The sequence below is a fragment of the Clostridium sp. MCC353 genome (assembly GCF_018785315.1).
Taxonomy (GTDB): Bacteria; Bacillota; Clostridia; order Lachnospirales; family Lachnospiraceae; genus CHH4-2.
This window is the reverse complement of record NZ_WQPN01000004.1, coordinates 1-15,409: the sequence shown is the minus strand read 5'-3', so window position 1 is coordinate 15,409 and position 15,409 is coordinate 1. Positions and strand designations below refer to the sequence as shown.

The 15,409-nt window shown below is 45.2% G+C and carries 17 protein-coding genes; all 17 read right to left on the bottom strand.

Annotated features, from left to right (window positions below; genetic code table 11):
- The 17 genes from fabZ to GPL15_RS00530 all read right to left on the bottom strand — a co-directional run bounded on the left by fabZ (position 1) and on the right by GPL15_RS00530 (position 15,193).
- Entirely contained in the window at positions 1-423 is a 423-nt protein-coding gene (gene fabZ, locus GPL15_RS00610) for a 3-hydroxyacyl-ACP dehydratase FabZ (RefSeq protein ID WP_215695090.1), read from the bottom strand.
- A gap of 57 nt (positions 424-480) precedes the next feature.
- The gene (gene accB, locus GPL15_RS00605; protein WP_215695089.1) at positions 481-966 is read right to left on the bottom strand and encodes an acetyl-CoA carboxylase biotin carboxyl carrier protein; all 486 of its coding nucleotides are present in this window, start codon (positions 964-966) and stop codon (positions 481-483) included.
- 13 nt (positions 967-979) lie between these two features.
- Positions 980-2,218 carry a beta-ketoacyl-ACP synthase II gene (fabF, locus tag GPL15_RS00600; RefSeq protein WP_215695088.1) on the bottom strand — a complete coding sequence of 413 codons (1,239 nt, stop codon included), beginning with the start codon at positions 2,216-2,218 and terminating at the stop codon, positions 980-982.
- 36 nt (positions 2,219-2,254) lie between these two features.
- A complete protein-coding gene (fabG, locus tag GPL15_RS00595) occupies positions 2,255-2,998 on the bottom strand; it encodes a 3-oxoacyl-[acyl-carrier-protein] reductase (protein ID WP_215695087.1) in 744 nt (247 codons plus the stop codon).
- Between the two features lie 39 nt (positions 2,999-3,037).
- Positions 3,038-3,961: an ACP S-malonyltransferase gene (gene fabD, locus GPL15_RS00590; RefSeq protein ID WP_215695086.1), complete on the bottom strand. Its 924-nt coding sequence runs from the start codon at positions 3,959-3,961 to the stop codon at positions 3,038-3,040.
- 11 nt (positions 3,962-3,972) lie between these two features.
- Positions 3,973-4,905, bottom strand: coding sequence for an enoyl-[acyl-carrier-protein] reductase FabK (gene fabK, locus GPL15_RS00585; protein ID WP_215695085.1), 933 nt, complete (start codon positions 4,903-4,905; stop codon positions 3,973-3,975).
- Between the two features lie 59 nt (positions 4,906-4,964).
- Positions 4,965-5,198 carry an acyl carrier protein gene (gene acpP / locus GPL15_RS00580; protein ID WP_215695084.1) on the bottom strand — a complete coding sequence of 78 codons (234 nt, stop codon included), beginning with the start codon at positions 5,196-5,198 and terminating at the stop codon, positions 4,965-4,967.
- An 83-nt stretch (positions 5,199-5,281) separates the two neighbouring features.
- A complete protein-coding gene (locus GPL15_RS00575) occupies positions 5,282-6,244 on the bottom strand; it encodes a beta-ketoacyl-ACP synthase III (RefSeq protein WP_215695083.1) in 963 nt (320 codons plus the stop codon).
- 358 nt (positions 6,245-6,602) lie between these two features.
- A complete protein-coding gene (rsmI, locus tag GPL15_RS00570) occupies positions 6,603-7,442 on the bottom strand; it encodes a 16S rRNA (cytidine(1402)-2'-O)-methyltransferase (RefSeq protein WP_215695082.1) in 840 nt (279 codons plus the stop codon).
- A 127-nt stretch (positions 7,443-7,569) separates the two neighbouring features.
- A complete protein-coding gene (locus GPL15_RS00565; RefSeq protein WP_215695081.1) occupies positions 7,570-8,307 on the bottom strand; it encodes a tRNA1(Val) (adenine(37)-N6)-methyltransferase in 738 nt (245 codons plus the stop codon).
- The gene (locus GPL15_RS00560; RefSeq protein ID WP_215695080.1) at positions 8,297-9,208 is read right to left on the bottom strand and encodes a stage 0 sporulation family protein; all 912 of its coding nucleotides are present in this window, start codon (positions 9,206-9,208) and stop codon (positions 8,297-8,299) included. Before GPL15_RS00560 ends, GPL15_RS00565 begins: the two co-directional genes overlap by 11 nt.
- Before the next feature lie 3 nt (positions 9,209-9,211).
- Entirely contained in the window at positions 9,212-10,201 is a 990-nt protein-coding gene (gene holB / locus GPL15_RS00555) for a DNA polymerase III subunit delta' (RefSeq protein WP_215695079.1), read from the bottom strand.
- A 44-nt stretch (positions 10,202-10,245) separates the two neighbouring features.
- Entirely contained in the window at positions 10,246-10,833 is a 588-nt protein-coding gene (locus GPL15_RS00550) for a guanylate kinase (RefSeq protein ID WP_215695078.1), read from the bottom strand.
- Positions 10,812-12,284: a PLP-dependent transferase gene (locus GPL15_RS00545; RefSeq protein ID WP_215695077.1), complete on the bottom strand. Its 1,473-nt coding sequence runs from the start codon at positions 12,282-12,284 to the stop codon at positions 10,812-10,814. The genes GPL15_RS00550 and GPL15_RS00545 overlap by 22 nt, the downstream gene beginning before the upstream one ends.
- 138 nt (positions 12,285-12,422) lie before the next feature.
- Positions 12,423-13,853, bottom strand: a complete 1,431-nt coding sequence (locus tag GPL15_RS00540; protein ID WP_215695076.1) for a DUF4173 domain-containing protein — start codon at positions 13,851-13,853, stop codon at positions 12,423-12,425.
- Positions 13,854-14,490: 637 nt separating this feature from the next.
- Positions 14,491-14,736, bottom strand: a complete 246-nt coding sequence (locus GPL15_RS00535; protein ID WP_215695075.1) for a helix-turn-helix transcriptional regulator — start codon at positions 14,734-14,736, stop codon at positions 14,491-14,493.
- Between the two features lie 10 nt (positions 14,737-14,746).
- Positions 14,747-15,193 (bottom strand): DUF2975 domain-containing protein, encoded by a 447-nt coding sequence (locus GPL15_RS00530; RefSeq protein ID WP_215695074.1) that lies wholly within the window; start codon positions 15,191-15,193, stop codon positions 14,747-14,749.
- Positions 15,194-15,409: the final 216 nt, after the last annotated feature.

Below are 15,409 nucleotides of genomic sequence, written 5' to 3'. Positions count from 1 at the left end.
TTATCCGATCATGAATGTCAGTTCCGCTGTTACCGCGATCTTACCGTCTACGGTAGCAGTGGCCTTGCCAACTCCAACCGGCCCCTTCTGCTTAATGATTTCGCATTCCAGCTTCAGCTTATCGCCGGGAACCACTTTTCTCTTAAATTTAGCGTTGTTAATGCCGCCAAAATAAGCTGTTTTTCCTTTATTTCCTTCCACGCTCAGGATGGCAACCGCCCCTACCTGGGCCAGAGCCTCGATCATCAGCACGCCCGGCATAACCGGTTCCTGGGGAAAATGCCCCTCAAACTGAGGTTCATTATAAGTAATGCATTTATATCCAACGGCTTTCACTCCCGGTTCCAGCTCTTCGATACAGTCGATCAGAAGAAATGGATGTCTGTGGGGAATGATTTCCTGAATTTCTTTAATTCCAAGCATGTTACTGCCTCGCTTTCTTTGGATTCAACACTCAATTGCAACAATTCAAACGGCGTATTAACGGATTCTGAATAATGGCTGCCCATATTCCACAACATCTTCGTTATTGACAAGAACAGCTTCCACCACCCCGTCAAATTCGCTTTCGATCTCATTCATCAGCTTCATCGCTTCAATAATTCCCAGCACCTGGCCCTTTTTCACCGTATCGCCCACTTTCACAAATGGCTCAGAATCCGGTGAGGCCGCATTATAGAAAGTTCCAACCAAAGGAGAAACCACCACATTGTCAGAACCGATCAGATTCGTTTCCTGCTTCTCTTCTGCAGGCTCAACAGGCATCTGGACAGGAGCTGCCATCGGCATGGCAGGAGCCGCCATCATAGGAGCCGGCGCTTGTGAAAATACAACCGGAGCCGGTGCCTGGGGTACATTCTTCTTTTTCTTTAATACCAGTTTTTCATCGCCCTGCTCATATTCAAAGCTGGACAGCCCATTATCAGATACCGCCTGAATTAATTTTATGATCTCATTGATAGTCATAACCGCACCCCTCTTAATCTTCGAACTTCTTCACCAAAATGCTGGCGTTATGTCCGCCGAATCCCAGTGAATTGCTGATCGCATAGTTGACATCCATGGACACTCCGTCGCCCATGGTATAATCCAGATCGCATTCCTCATCCGGCTGCTCCAAACCTGCGGTGGCATGGACAAAGCCGTCCTGAATGGACTTTACGCACGCGATGAATTCCACACCGCCTGCCGCTCCCAGCAGATGGCCGATCATGGATTTTGTCGAGTTGATCTTTACATTATAAGCATGATCACCTAAAGCCAGTTTAATCGCCTTTGTTTCAAAAAGGTCGTTGTGATGAGTGCTGGTTCCGTGCGCATTGACGTAATCGATCTTGTCAGCCGTGATTCCCGCGTCTTTCATCGCGAATTCCATAGCTTTTGCAGCCCCGCTTCCGTCTTCCGCCGGAGATGTGATATGGTAAGCGTCACAGGTAGCGCCGTAACCCACTACTTCCGCATAGATCTTAGCTCCCCGGGCCTTAGCATGTTCTAATGATTCCAATACCACAACGCCGGATCCTTCTCCCATGATGAATCCGCTTCTGTCCTTATCAAATGGAATTGATGCCCTCTTAGGATCATCACAGGTGCTCAAAGCGGTAAGAGCGGTAAATCCCGCCACTCCAATTGGAGAAATACTGGCTTCCGTACCGCCTGCCAGCATCACTTCCGCTTCTCCATACTGAATGGAACGGAATGCCTCGCCGATGGAATGGGTACCTGTTGCACAGGCAGTGACCACATTAAAGCATTTTCCCTTCAATCCGAACTGGATTGCCACATTTCCTGCTGCCATATTGCTGATCATCATAGGCACTAAGAGAGGATTTACCCTTCCCGGCCCCTTTTCCAGCAGTTTTTTGTGTTCCCGTTCCATGGACTGCAGGCTTCCGATACCAGAGCCCACGCAGACGCCAACCATGTAAGGATCTTCCTTTTCCATATCAATTCCCGAATCCTCCAGCGCCTCTTTAGACGCAGCAACCGCGAACTGTGAAAACTGTTCCATCCTCTTTGCCGTCTTGGGATCCATATACTGTTTTGCATCAAAGCCTTTCACTTCTGCCGCCAGCTTTGCCTTATAATCAGCAGTATCAAAATAAGTGATCGGAGCGATGCCCACTGTTTTATTCTTTAATCCGTTCCAGAAGCTATCCACGTCATTACCAATCGGGGTGATCGCTCCCAATCCTGTTACAACAACTCTTCTCTTCATATCTTTCTCCATTCCACCGCCGACTGCGGTTTTTACTTACATAGCCATTCCGCCGTCCACACACAGCACCTGTCCGGTGATATATTTCGCTTCATCCGACGCAAAAAATGCAACCGTATTGGCGATATCGGCAGTTTCTCCGAATTTCTTCATAGGGATCTGTTCTTTTGTAGATTCTTTCACTGCATCCGGCAGCACATCCGTCATCTCTGTGACGATGAATCCCGGCGCAATTGCATTTACCGTAATTCCACGGCTGGCCATCTCTCTTGCCGCCGCCTTGGTAAGGCCGATAATGCCCGCTTTCGAAGCCGCGTAGTTGGTCTGTCCCGCATTGCCCGCAACTCCGGATACGGAAGACATGTTGATAATTCTGCCCGCCCTCTGTTTGATCATCTGGCGTGAAACATGTTTCATGCAGTTAAATGCGCCCTTTAAGTTGGTATCCAGGACAGCGTCAAAATCTTCCTCGCTCATCTTCATCAGAAGGCCGTCTTTGGTGATACCCGCATTATTTACCAATATATCGATTCTGCCATATTTTTTAATCACATAATCCATCAGCTCGCCGGCTTTCGCATAATCAGAAACATTGCACTGAACCGCTTCCGCCTTGCCGCCTGCCGCTTCGATTTCTGTCACAACCTCTTCTGCCTTTGCAGCCGAACCGTTATAGTTAACAATAACCGTTGCCCCTTTGGATGCCAGCGTAACAGCAATCTGACGTCCGATTCCCCGGCTCGCGCCTGTTACAACTGCGATTTTATCATTTAATCCCATAATTACCTCACCTTCTGCCGCCCCTGCGGCTGTCCGTTCTCAGCCAAGCAGTTCTGCCGCTTTTTCAATATCTTCCAATTTTTCTATATTAATCACCTTTACGGTTCTATCTATCTTCTTCATAAATCCAGCCAGCGTTTTTCCAGGTCCGATTTCGATAAATGTATCCACTCCGTCCGCCAGCATCGCTTCCACGCTCTGCTGCCACCTAACGGAAGATGAGACCTGTTTTTCAAGCAATGGCTTAACCTCTGCCGCATCCGTAACATAAGAAGCTGTCACATTTGCCACATAAGGGATCACAGGAGTATGTACCTCTACGCCTTCCAATACCCTGCCCAGTTTTTCACCGGCCCCTGTCAGCATCTTGGAATGAAATGGCCCGCTGACATTGAGCATAACGGTGCGCTTTGCTCCTGCCTCTTTTAACTTCTCACAGGCGGTTTCCACCGCTTCTTTCATTCCCGAGATAACAATCTGTCCCGGACAGTTATAATTGGCGATCTGAACGCCTTCTATATCTCCGATTACTTCTTCTATCTTCGCCGCATCCATTGCCAAAACCGCCGCCATGGCTCCTACGCCAACCGGAACGGCCTCCTGCATCAAAATGCCTCTCTGTCTGACTGTTGTGATGGCGTCTTCCACGCTCATCACCCCTGCCGCCGCGATTGCACAATATTCTCCCAGGCTCAGGCCTGCTGCCACATCCGGCTTGATTCCAGTCCGGTCCGTCAGCACTTTCATCATGGCGATACTCGTCGTAACCATTGCAGCCTGGGTGTATTCCGTGATATCCAGCCTGTCGTTTTCCTCAAAACATAATTCCGGCATAGAAAATCCCAACAGTTCCGATGCTTTATCAAAAACCTGTTTTCCAATCTCTGTCTGTTCATAAAAATCCTTACCCATACCACAAACCTGTGCTCCCTGACCCGGGAAAATAAATGCAATTTTACTCATTTTAAAACTCCTTATTTCTGTCTGCAGCCCAAAAGCTGTTCCGCCTGAGCCATCATCTCATCAATCATCTCTTTACAAGACTGTTTCTTTGTAACCATTCCCGCAATCTGTCCGGCCATAACTGTACCATTGACAACATCGCCTTCCATAACCGCATTCCTGAGTGCGCCCAATGTTAAATACTCCAGCTCTTCAAATGACTTTCCGCTGTTCTCCAGCTTGATATATTCTCTCGTCATCTGATTGCGCAGACAGCGGACCGGATGTCCATGGCTTCTGCCCGTAACAGTGGAGTCAATGTCTTTTGCCTTAATCAATCTGTCTTTATAATTTTCATGCACAATCGATTCATCGGAAACCACGAAACGGGTTCCCATCTGCACCGCCTCTGCGCCCAGCATAAATGCCGCCGCAATCCCTCTTCCGTCCCCAATACCGCCTGCCGCGATAACAGGAATGGAAACAGCGTCCACAACCTGGGGAACCAGGGTCATGGTAGTCAGCTCTCCGATATGTCCGCCGGATTCACATCCTTCGGCAACCACCGCGTCGGCCCCGTATTTTTCCATACGTTTAGCCAATGCCACGGATGCAACCACAGGAATCACCTTAATTCCTGCTGTTTTCCAGATATCCATATATTTTTCAGGGTTTCCGGCTCCGGTTGTAACCACCTTGATTCCCTCTTCAACAACTACCTTAGCCACCTCATCCGCATGAGGGCTTAAAAGCATGATATTTACGCCAAATGGTTTGTCTGTCAGTTCTTTTGCTTTACGAATTTCATCACGTACCACTTCCGCAGGAGCATTGGCTCCGCCAATCAAACCCAGACCACCTGCGTTGGAAACGGCCGCTGCCAGGTTGTGTTCTGCAACCCAGGCCATACCTCCCTGGATAATCGGATGTTCAATTCCTAAAAGTTCTGTTATTCTTGTTTTCATAGTAACCTCTCATTCTGCTGCCAACAGCCTGCCTGCTTCTTGTGCCTGCGAAATCTTAATTATGCCTCAACGCCCTTAGCTTTCAGATAATCCATAACCTGGCCAACAGTTAATAATTCCTGCAAATCTTCAGCCGGGATCTCTACAGAGTATTCGTCTTCCAGCGCCATTACAAGTTCAAATAAATCCAAAGAATCAGCTCCTAAATCCTCTTTAAAAGAAGAAGCCTCTGTAATGCTCTCTGCGTCTACGCTTAACTGTTCTGCAATAATTTCTTTCATTTTCTCCAACATGGTTTTAATCTCCTTAATTATCCTTATTAATTTTTATTTTATATATAGAAAGCAGCCCGGCTGACCCGTTTTGCTTAACTATCCTACCACTCCATCAAGGTTGCTCCCCAGGTAAGGCCACCGCCAAAACCTGCAAATACAATCTTATCTCCCCGGTTCAATTTCCCAGCCTGATTCAGTTCATCCAGTATAAGCGGAATGGAAGCCCCCGACGTATTGCCGTACCGGTCAATATTCATGGGCATCCGTTCAACCGGAACCTTTAACCTCTTAGCGATTGATTCAAAAATACGGTAATTTGCCTGATGCAGAATGAAATATTTGATCTCTTCTATATCCGTACCGCTCATGCTCAAAACCTGACGGATGCATTCCGGCACCTTTTTAACCGCAAATTTAAAAACTTCCTGTCCGTCCATGGTCATAAATCCCAGTTCCGGATTTCCCTCTGTGAGGAAATTTCCCACAGTCCTGGCTTTACAAGCCAGCACATGCCCTCTGGTTCCGTCTGATCCCATGGACATGCGCAGCACCCCGGTATCCGATGCCTGAACCACAGCAGCCCCTGCTCCGTCTCCGAATAAGACACAGGTCCCTCTGTCATTCCAGTCCACCAGCTTGCTGAGAGTATCCGCTCCAACAATCAATCCTGTTTTATAAATACCCGCCTGTATAAAACTATGTATGGTATTTAACGCAAAAATAAATCCCGAACATGCGGCGCTGATATCATACGCCACCGCATTAGCCGCGCCAATCGCCGCCTGAACCTGACATGCATCACTCGGAAAACAATTATCAGGAGATGAAGTTGCCACAATAATGATATCGATCTCTTCCGCTGTGATCCCCGCATCTTCCAGCGCCCGCCCTGCTGCCTTCACCGCAAGAGCTGCCGTTCCCTCTCCCAGTGTAATTCTTCTTTCCCTGATGCCGGTTCTGCTCTGGATCCATTCGTCACTGGTATCCACGATCTTTGCCAGATCATCATTGGTAACGATTCGTTCCGGCACATAAGATCCGGTTCCTATTATTTGTGTTGTCATAGTATCCTCTCATTCTGCCGTCTAAACAGCATATTATACTCGACATTTTCCTATTGAGAATGTTTTTATTTTCAAATGTTTTGATATTCAAACTAATATTATAGGAAGAAATCCCTTTTGTCAAGCTGAAATTATCGACAACATCTCCCCTTCGTTACCATTCACAGCCCTCGCAAAGCGGCACGGCCGCCAGGCCGGGTCCTCATGAACAGTAACCCCCTTCCGGTCTCAGAGCAGTTCTGGCCGAAACCATGCATTCAAACGACAGAAGGCGGAATCCCTCCGGTCTGCGCTGCAGACCTTCCGGGTTTTCCGGTAAGAAACTGTGTACCATCTCATTAATGGGTTATCCTGCATTTTACTGCAATAACTGCTGATACACATCCCTTTTACTGATTCCCCGGTCTTTTGCCACCTGTTTCATGGCCTCTTTCCGTTCCATCCCCTGATCCTCATAATATCTCATATGTTCTTCTATGGACATCTCCTCCCAGGACCTCTTCTGTTCCTCTTTGATGTCGTCAATACTCTTTCCCTGGATTACAATCACGCACTCCCCCTTTGGATCATTGGCCTGATAATGGCTCACAGCCTCCTCCAACGTGGTCCTGAACGCCTCCTCATATTTCTTGGTAAGTTCCCGGCAGATTGTGATCTTCCGGTTCCCCAGCACCTCTCTCAGCTCCTCTAACGTCTTAACCAGACGGTGGGGGGCCTCATATATGATAATCGTCCTGGTTTCCCCCTTCAGTTCCTCCAGAATCCACTGCTTTTCCTTCTTATCCGAAGGCAGAAATGCTTCGAAGCAAAATCTCCTGGTAGCCATTCCCGACAGCGTCAGCGCCGTAATACAGGCTGCAGGGCCAGGCAGGGAAGTCACCTCAATTCCCGCTTCATAACACTGCTTCACCAGCTCTTCCCCCGGATCGGAAATGCCCGGAGTGCCCGCATCGGTAATCAGGGCAATGTTCACTCCCTGCTGCATCTGCTCCACCAGGTATCCGGCCTTATCAAATTTATTGAACTCGTGATAACTGGTCATGGGCGTTTTTATATCAAAATGATTCAACAGCTTAATGCTGTGCCTCGTATCCTCCGCAGCAATCAGATCCACTTCCTTCAGCGTGTTCAGCACCCGGAACGTAATATCATCCAGATTCCCAATCGGTGTCGCACACAAATATAATTTTCCCGCCATCATTTCCCCTTATTCCGCCGCCTGAAACGGCATTTATTCCAACATTTACAGCTGATCAAACTACAATTGCCCAATAACTCATCTTCTCAGTAATTTCAATCATGCAGCATCTTAATAATCCACTAACTCAGTAACCATAAATACTATAAATCTCATCCGTATAAACTCCCGGCTCCTTGTATACAATCATCGGCGCCTCCACCTTAATCATGGACCTTCCGCCCCTCACCGCCTCGATCAGCACCATATTGGCTTCCTTATCCACAAACGGATGAACCAGCTTCATTCTCTTAGGCTCCAGCTTATACTTTGTCAAAGCCGTCACAATCTCAATCAGCCGGTGGGGCCTGTGAACCATATAGAACCTGCCCCCCGGCTTCAGCACCCTTGCCGCCTCCCGCACCACATCATCCAGGGTGCATAGCACTTCATGTCTGGAAACCGCCTTAGGCAAATCCGGATTTTTAAGCCCATGGGCGTCGTTCATATAGGGCGGATTAGATGTAACCACATCAAAAGAAGCCAATCCAAACAACTGGCCGGCTTCTTTTATATCTCCCTGTACAATGGAAATCTTATCTTCCAAATGATTATACAACACGCTCCGGGCCGCCATATCCGCCACCTCTTCCTGGATCTCAAGTCCTGTGAGGTGGCTGGCTTTTGTCTTAGCCTCTAAAAGAATAGGAATGATCCCAGTCCCTGTTCCCAGGTCCAGAACCCGTTCCCCCTCCTTCACCACAGCGAATCCCGAAAGCAGAACCGCATCCATGCCAAAACAGAACCCGTCCTTTTTCTGTATAATCTTATATCCATTTCTCTGAAGGTCATCAAAACGTTCATTGTCTTTCAGATTAATTGTCATCTAACTTGGATTTTCCTTCCTTTTTCTCAAGCGCTTCCAACGCTTTCAGTTCCTTATCGCTGACATCCAGCCTTTCTTTCTTCCTTCTGGGCCGGAATTTCAACTGCTCCACCTTGTACTCACGGATCTCTTTCTCATCCTTTTCCACGGTAACAATCACCTTCACCAACTGCCTGAGCACGCTCACGCTCTGCACTTCACCCTTTAACCCGTCATCAGTGGTCACATAATCGCCGATGTTAGGAAGGCGGCTGTTCAGCTCCTCATAAGTCTCTTCCTCATTCTTGAGACAGCACATCAAACGGCCGCAGACGCCTGAAATCTTAGTAGGATTCAAAGACAGATTCTGTTCCTTCGCCATCTTAATGGAAACCGGAACGAATTCAGAAAGGTAGGAATTACAGCACAGCGGACGGCCGCAGATGCCGATTCCACCCATAATCTTCGTTTCATCCCTGACGCCCACCTGGCGAAGTTCAATTCTGGTCTTAAATACAGCCGCCAGATCCTTAACCAGTTCCCTGAAATCAATTCTCCCGTCAGCGGTAAAATAAAACAGAACCTTATTGTTGTCAAATGTATATTCCGCGTCAATCAGCTTCATCTGAAGGTCATGTTTCCTGATCTTCTCCAAACAAATCCTGAACGCATCTTTTTCCTTTTCCTTATTCCTTCTGGCAGTCTCTTCGTCCGCCGCGGTCGCCATACGGATCACTGCTTTTAAAGGCTGGACTACTTTAGAATCCTCCACCTCTCTGCAGCCAAGCACCACATAACCAAATTCAATCCCGCGGGCTGTTTCCACAATCACGTGATCCCCCGCATGAATGTCCTTTCCTGCAGGATCGAAATAATAAATCTTCCCCGCATTCCTGAACCGCACACCGATTACTGTTATCATAAACTAATTCTCCTTCATAGTTAAAAGCATCAGCTCCATGGCAAGTTCCATGTTCACATTGGCATCCAGACGAATCCTGGCCTTATCCACCGCCTTAATGATCCTGTCCATGCCTTCATAGCTGCTTTTCTGGCTCATCTCATTAATTGTTCCATATTCATTCTTAAATATCAGTAAATTGATATCCTTCGTCGTTTTAAACATCAAAACATCCCTGTACCAAAGCTGCATCAGGTCCAGGCATTCATAGATATCCTGGTTGTCCTCCTTCAGCCTTTTTATATAGTCCAGAAGTTCCGATATATCCATTTTTTTAATGTTCTTCAACAAGTAAAGAACATTGTCATACATCACCCGGAAATCCTCCGATTCCGCCAAATGAATGGCTTTCCCCAGATTCCCCCTGGCAAAGGCCGCATAAACATCCGCCTCCGCTTCCGGAATTCCCACGCTTTCCATCAAATACTGCTTCACCACATAATCCTGCAGCGGCTTCAGCTTCAACTGCACACACCTGGACAAAATCGTAGGAAGAAATGATTCCTGATTGGTGGTCAGCAGCAAAATAACAGCATAAGACGGAGGTTCCTCCATGGTCTTCAGCAACGCATTCTGCGCCTGCACGGTCATCTTCTCTGCATTGTCCACAATATATATTTTATAATAACTGCTGTAAGGGCGTATCATGATGGTATCATTAATCTGCTCCCTGATATCATCAACACCTATGCTGTTGGGTTTTTCATGAGTTACATAGACCAGATCAGGGTGATTCCCAGTCATAACCTGTTTACATGCATGGCATTCCATACAAGGCTCAATCTTCCCCTTTTCACAGAGCAGCGTCATCGCAAATGCATTGGCCAGAGATTTCCGCCCCATTCCCGCCTCTCCGGTTAAAATATAAGCATGTGACACCTTATGTGCCTCAATTGCCTTCTTAAAATGTTCCTTTATCATGTCATGGCCTAAAATATCACCAAACCCAGGCATACCAGTTCCCTCACTTATCACTGTCTATTCATGTATCCTTGCTATTATATCATAGATCTTTTCATATCTCCAATAATTTCTTTCAGACAGCCCTCCAGATCCACATTTTCATATCTGCGCGTAATGCCGCAGCGCACTAAATTTTCCTCACAAAAATCCTTCTCATCCGCCAGATACCTCCTGCAGAGTTCCGCATACTTGGGTTCCTTCTGCATCCTTTCCCGGCTCAGAGCCCTTTCCAGCCGGACTCCGTCCTCCACACAGATATAGAGAGGCACCATAATATCCTTCCCAAAATATTCCTGCATCTTCTCAAAAGATTCCAGCGTCCCGATCATCAGATAATCGTGATGTACCAGATCAAACTGCCCGTCATCCACCGTAAAATAACTCCATGGTCCAAATACCGTATCATACGTCCGCGCTTCAATCAAATGTCCATTTTCCCTGGCCTCAATCAGCGCATTCTCATCGGAAAAATGATACTCAACCCCTTCCCTCTCCCCATCCCGGATCGGTCTGGTAGTATAAAGCACAACGGTTTTCAATTCCGGCATCCTCTCTAATAATAACTTATAAACCGTGTCCTTTCCAGAAGCACTTTTTCCCATTACATAAAATATTTTTCCCATATCATTCTCCGCATCACATTAGCAGGGACAACCCGCACCATTTTCAAAGATTCATCCTTCAATCCCTGAACAAACAGCCCCCTCTTTTTATAATCTATTATTTTTTCGATCAAATCCTCCTGCAGCACTTCTCCAGGCGCGATGATCGGTATTCCCGGCGGATAGATATAAACATACTCCGCAGAAACCCGTCCCACCGCATCCCGCCATTCCATCGGCTCCCCCGGTGCTGCAAGCGCATCAGCGATCTTAAACTTAATTTTAGGATAAACCGGTTTCATCACCTGATTTTCCGTTTCCCTGTCCGTAAGTCCCGCGTCCACTTCAGTCAAGGCCTGTACCAGCCGCTTGAGCCCTTCCTCCGTATCCATAAGGGAGGTCAGCGCTACCACAGATTCCGGCCCGCACATCTCCATCTCCAGATGATATTCCTTCCTCAAAATATCATCCAGCCCTGCGCCGTCAATAGAGGTCCCCTTCGTGGATATCACAATCTTGGTAATATCCAAATCATAAATCCCCCCATAACCGATCTGATCCCTGTCCAAAATCTTCAAATGCTTCATATCCCCCAGCCTTTTCCTGGCTTCCTCCAAGACCGTAAGATATTCTCCCATCCGCTTCCGTCCGTCCCCATCCATCCAGTCAATACACCGCTCAATGGAGGCCATCAAAACATAAGACGGGCTGCTGCTCTGATAGATATGAAGATACTGTTCAATTTTTTCCGCATCAACCAATCCCTCTTTTATATGAAGAAGCGCAGTCTGGGTCATAGACGGCAAAGTTTTATGCACACTCTGTATCACCACATCCGCTCCCAATTCCAAAGCAGATACCGGAAGCCCTTCGCCAAATGCGAAATGAGCCCCATGGGCCTCATCCACAATCAAAGGCACATTATGTCTATGAGCCGCTTCCGCAATCCCTCCAATATCCGACACAATTCCCTCATAAGTAGGAGAAACCACCAACACCGCCTGAATATCCGAATGCCTGGCCAGTAAGTTATCCACATCATTTGCAGACAATCCACCACTTATCCCGAAATTGTCAATAAATTGTGGATAAATATACTCGCTTTCCAAATGATTAAGAAAAATACCATTATATACCGACTTATGACAATTTCTGCTGACCAATATCTTACCGCCCGCCGTAACAGTTCCGCCAATAGCGCTCAATATCCCGCAGCTGCTTCCATTTACCAAATAAAAAGTTTTATCCGCCCCGTACACGGACGCCGCCCACTCCATAGATTCCCGCAAAACGTCTACCGCATGGTGAAGGTTATCAAACCCGTCTATTTCCGTTATATCAATAGAAAAAGGGTTAGGAAAATCTGCTCCCACCCCGTTCTCTATCTGTCTTTTATGACCAGGCATATGGAACGGATAAAAATCCGATCTGCTGTATTCTTTCAGCCTGTTGATTAAACACTTATCTTTCATTTCATCACGGCCTCTCCATCTTCTTTTTGTCATTGTACCATATAGAAAAGGGGCCGTCAAAATTAATATTTTGCAACAGTTTATCCAATACTTCTTGACCGTCTTTTTGGTTCAAGAAGAAAAGCTGTTTGAATTGTTTCAATATTTTAAAGCTTTGGCATAAGATAAATTATAAGCCTTGAAATACATTCTCCGTCCCTGCCAGTGAATCCTTCCAAAATATTCCTTCTTCAATTCATCAATTCCTTCAATCTCAGCAATCACCGGAGCCGCATCCGCCGAAAGATTTCCTGTCAGATACCGAACCGTCTCATACCGGTTCTCCTCCGTCATATGAGCCACATTATAGGTCGCAATCACATAATCCGGCCTCATCCAGGCGAATGCCAGATAAAAAACAGTAATCGTAACCAGACAATGTTTAAACAACGGAAATTCATTGCGATAAATAATCACCGTAACACCTATCATCAAAACACTGAGCATGGCCAAAAACCACAGCACAAATATCCGTAAAAATGTAAGCTGATACTGTCCCACATAAAGAAGCATTCTGTAAACAGCCGACCCAATCATAATATACGTGCACAGACAGATTACCAGCAATATACCATTTAAGATTCTGCTCCGCTTAAAATATTTAATACAGCACAGAACCATAACAAGGTTAATGACTGCAACCGTCAGCAGTTGGAAAAATCCCTCGCGCGCATAAGCCGAATAAGTAACCCCCTCCGGCAGCGTTCCCCTGCCCAAAAAGAGATAAATAATCTGTACCCCACAGAAAACCAAATACATAGCTGCAATGATAGACATACAGCTAATGGCCGCAACCGGCTGTGCATTCCTTCTGTCCTTCACTTCCTCATTCATATTTCTAATAGCCGCCCCACAGATCAGACTGTAAATTCCAATCGTTCCCACAGCCATCTTGAATATAATTTTACACACAGACCAAGGATTCAAATAATTCTCCAAAAACTGCTGAAACATATTCTTAAATACCATATCAGCATCCGATAACAAATATGCCAATATGATCACCATCGGCACCCCAACCATAACACCCAGAAGAACCATTCCCAACGTCTTCATCCGCCTGCTCTTAACATTTTTAAAATAATAGAACAGATGAGAGAAGGCATAACCAATACAACAGCAGGAACTGAGCAGATAAGTAATAATCGCCCCCATATACTTTCCAATATTCCACTTAGAATCATCATAAATCTGATGAAGCACAAATACCACAGACAACATGATAATTGCCCACCGGTTAAATGTAAAAATAATACCGCTTCCCGTAAAAAAACTGGACGCCGAAATCAACACCCCTGCTCCAATCAAAAACCGCGATCCCCTTTTTATCTCAACCCTTTTATGCTTCATCACAAATACAGCAAACACATAAAGCGCTACAACAAACAGCGGATAAGTAATCCCATATGGATTATCATACAAAAACAGCGTATACACCAATCCAAACAAAATACTGAAGAATCCATAAAACTCGAAATCCCCTCTGACCGCCGCCAGCCGTGATCTCCTTCTTTTCTCCCTTTCATCCATAAATTCTTCATCCTCACCCGGCCCAATTTCCCATGGCTCTAAGTTTTTACTGAGATGTGAATCCTGTTCGATGTATTTATTTTGATTAGATGGAATCTGGCCTGTTAATTTCTCATCCTGTATATTCATATTATTTAAACCTGTAGCCTCTGGATTTTTAATCTCTGAATTGTAAGTTTTCTGATTGTATGTCTTCTGATTGTATATCTCTGGATTGTAAGTCCCCTGGTTGTATGTCTCCTGATTGTATGTCTTCTGATTGTATATCTCTGGATTGTAAGTCCCCTGGTTGTATGTCTCCTGATTGTACGTCTCTGGATTATATGTCTCCTGATTGTATGTCTTCTGATTGTATGTCTCTGGATTATATGTCTCCTGATTGTATGTCTCCTGATTGTATGTCTTCTGATTGTATGTCTTCTGATTATAATTCTCTTGATTGCAAGTCTCTTGATTGTAAGTCTCTTGATTTAAAGTCTCTTGATTGCAAGTTTCTTGATTGTAAGTTTCTTGATTTATTTCCTTTAAATTTATATTGCTTGTATTCTTATTGTTTAGATTTGAATCTTTTATACTCATATCATTTAAACTTTTATTCTCATAATTTATTTCTTTCAAAGAACTTTCATCAAATGCCTTATCTCCCATTTTTACCCCCCATCTCTCCATCCTTATCTTCATTATCAACATACTGCAAAATATCCCCCGGCTGACAATCCAGAGCCTTACAAATAGCCTCAAGTGTTGTAAATCTTATAGCCTTCGCCTTGTTATTCTTTAATATTGAAAGATTAGCCATTGTAATATCAACTTCACCAGCCAGCTCCGTCAATCCTTTTTTTCGCTTGGCCATCATCACATCTAAATTTATAATTATCGCCATCTCATTCCTCCTAAATAGTCAAGTCGTTTTCCAGTTTATACTGTATTGCCTTTTCAAAAACCTGGCACAATACAATACTGAAAAGTCCTGCAATTGCGAATACAATCATGATCACCACAGTGGCCGGAGTAGGAGATAATGGCAGGCGGACAATCGACAGCGCTGAAATAAAGAAACTGCACTTCCCCATTTTCTTCAAAGACTTTGCATTTTCATCCACAAAAGCGTCTTCTGCTAAAACAGTTATGAACATTTTTCTAAGCTCATACACAATCATCAGGCAAAAAATCCCTGATATCATATAAATACCACACTGCAAAAAATAATATTTCCGAAATGCAATAATAAATCTTCCAAAAACACGAAATAACCCAGGAATCAAAACCGTCAACCCAATCCCAACATAAAACATCACATCCAATAAATATTTTGTAAATTTCACAAGCCTGTTATCCATAAAAACCTCCTCATTCATCTATCAATCTCATATACGAAATATAACACGAAATTTATCTATTTTCAATATTAATTTATCGTTTTTCGATAAATTAATATTGTTATATAATAAATCTTAATAATTTCTTCAAAACTCCTGCTGAGTTGTAGCCCGAGAATCCCGTTTGTACTACAAAAGTCCCGTGTTGTAAATAACAGCCCATTTTTGTAACCAAAA

Excerpts from the sequence above, each read along its gene's own strand:
- fabZ (WP_215695090.1), bottom strand. The coding sequence starts at position 423 with ATGCTTGGAATTAAAGAAATTCAGGAAATCATTCCCCACAGACATCCA.
- accB (WP_215695089.1), bottom strand. The coding sequence starts at position 966 with ATGACTATCAATGAGATCATAAAATTAATTCAGGCGGTATCTGATAAT.
- fabF (WP_215695088.1), bottom strand. The coding sequence starts at position 2,218 with ATGAAGAGAAGAGTTGTTGTAACAGGATTGGGAGCGATCACCCCGATT.
- fabG (WP_215695087.1), bottom strand. The coding sequence starts at position 2,998 with ATGGGATTAAATGATAAAATCGCAGTTGTAACAGGCGCGAGCCGGGGA.
- fabD (WP_215695086.1), bottom strand. The coding sequence starts at position 3,961 with ATGAGTAAAATTGCATTTATTTTCCCGGGTCAGGGAGCACAGGTTTGT.
- fabK (WP_215695085.1), bottom strand. The coding sequence starts at position 4,905 with ATGAAAACAAGAATAACAGAACTTTTAGGAATTGAACATCCGATTATC.
- acpP (WP_215695084.1), bottom strand. The coding sequence starts at position 5,198 with ATGTTGGAGAAAATGAAAGAAATTATTGCAGAACAGTTAAGCGTAGAC.
- GPL15_RS00575 (WP_215695083.1), bottom strand. The coding sequence starts at position 6,244 with ATGACAACACAAATAATAGGAACCGGATCTTATGTGCCGGAACGAATC.
- rsmI (WP_215695082.1), bottom strand. The coding sequence starts at position 7,442 with ATGGCGGGAAAATTATATTTGTGTGCGACACCGATTGGGAATCTGGAT.
- GPL15_RS00565 (WP_215695081.1), bottom strand. The coding sequence starts at position 8,307 with ATGACAATTAATCTGAAAGACAATGAACGTTTTGATGACCTTCAGAGA.
- GPL15_RS00560 (WP_215695080.1), bottom strand. The coding sequence starts at position 9,208 with ATGATAACAGTAATCGGTGTGCGGTTCAGGAATGCGGGGAAGATTTAT.
- holB (WP_215695079.1), bottom strand. The coding sequence starts at position 10,201 with ATGCCTGGGTTTGGTGATATTTTAGGCCATGACATGATAAAGGAACAT.
- GPL15_RS00550 (WP_215695078.1), bottom strand. The coding sequence starts at position 10,833 with ATGGGAAAAATATTTTATGTAATGGGAAAAAGTGCTTCTGGAAAGGAC.
- GPL15_RS00545 (WP_215695077.1), bottom strand. The coding sequence starts at position 12,284 with ATGAAAGATAAGTGTTTAATCAACAGGCTGAAAGAATACAGCAGATCG.
- GPL15_RS00540 (WP_215695076.1), bottom strand. The coding sequence starts at position 13,853 with ATGGATGAAAGGGAGAAAAGAAGGAGATCACGGCTGGCGGCGGTCAGA.
- GPL15_RS00535 (WP_215695075.1), bottom strand. The coding sequence starts at position 14,736 with ATGGCGATAATTATAAATTTAGATGTGATGATGGCCAAGCGAAAAAAA.
- GPL15_RS00530 (WP_215695074.1), bottom strand. The coding sequence starts at position 15,193 with ATGGATAACAGGCTTGTGAAATTTACAAAATATTTATTGGATGTGATG.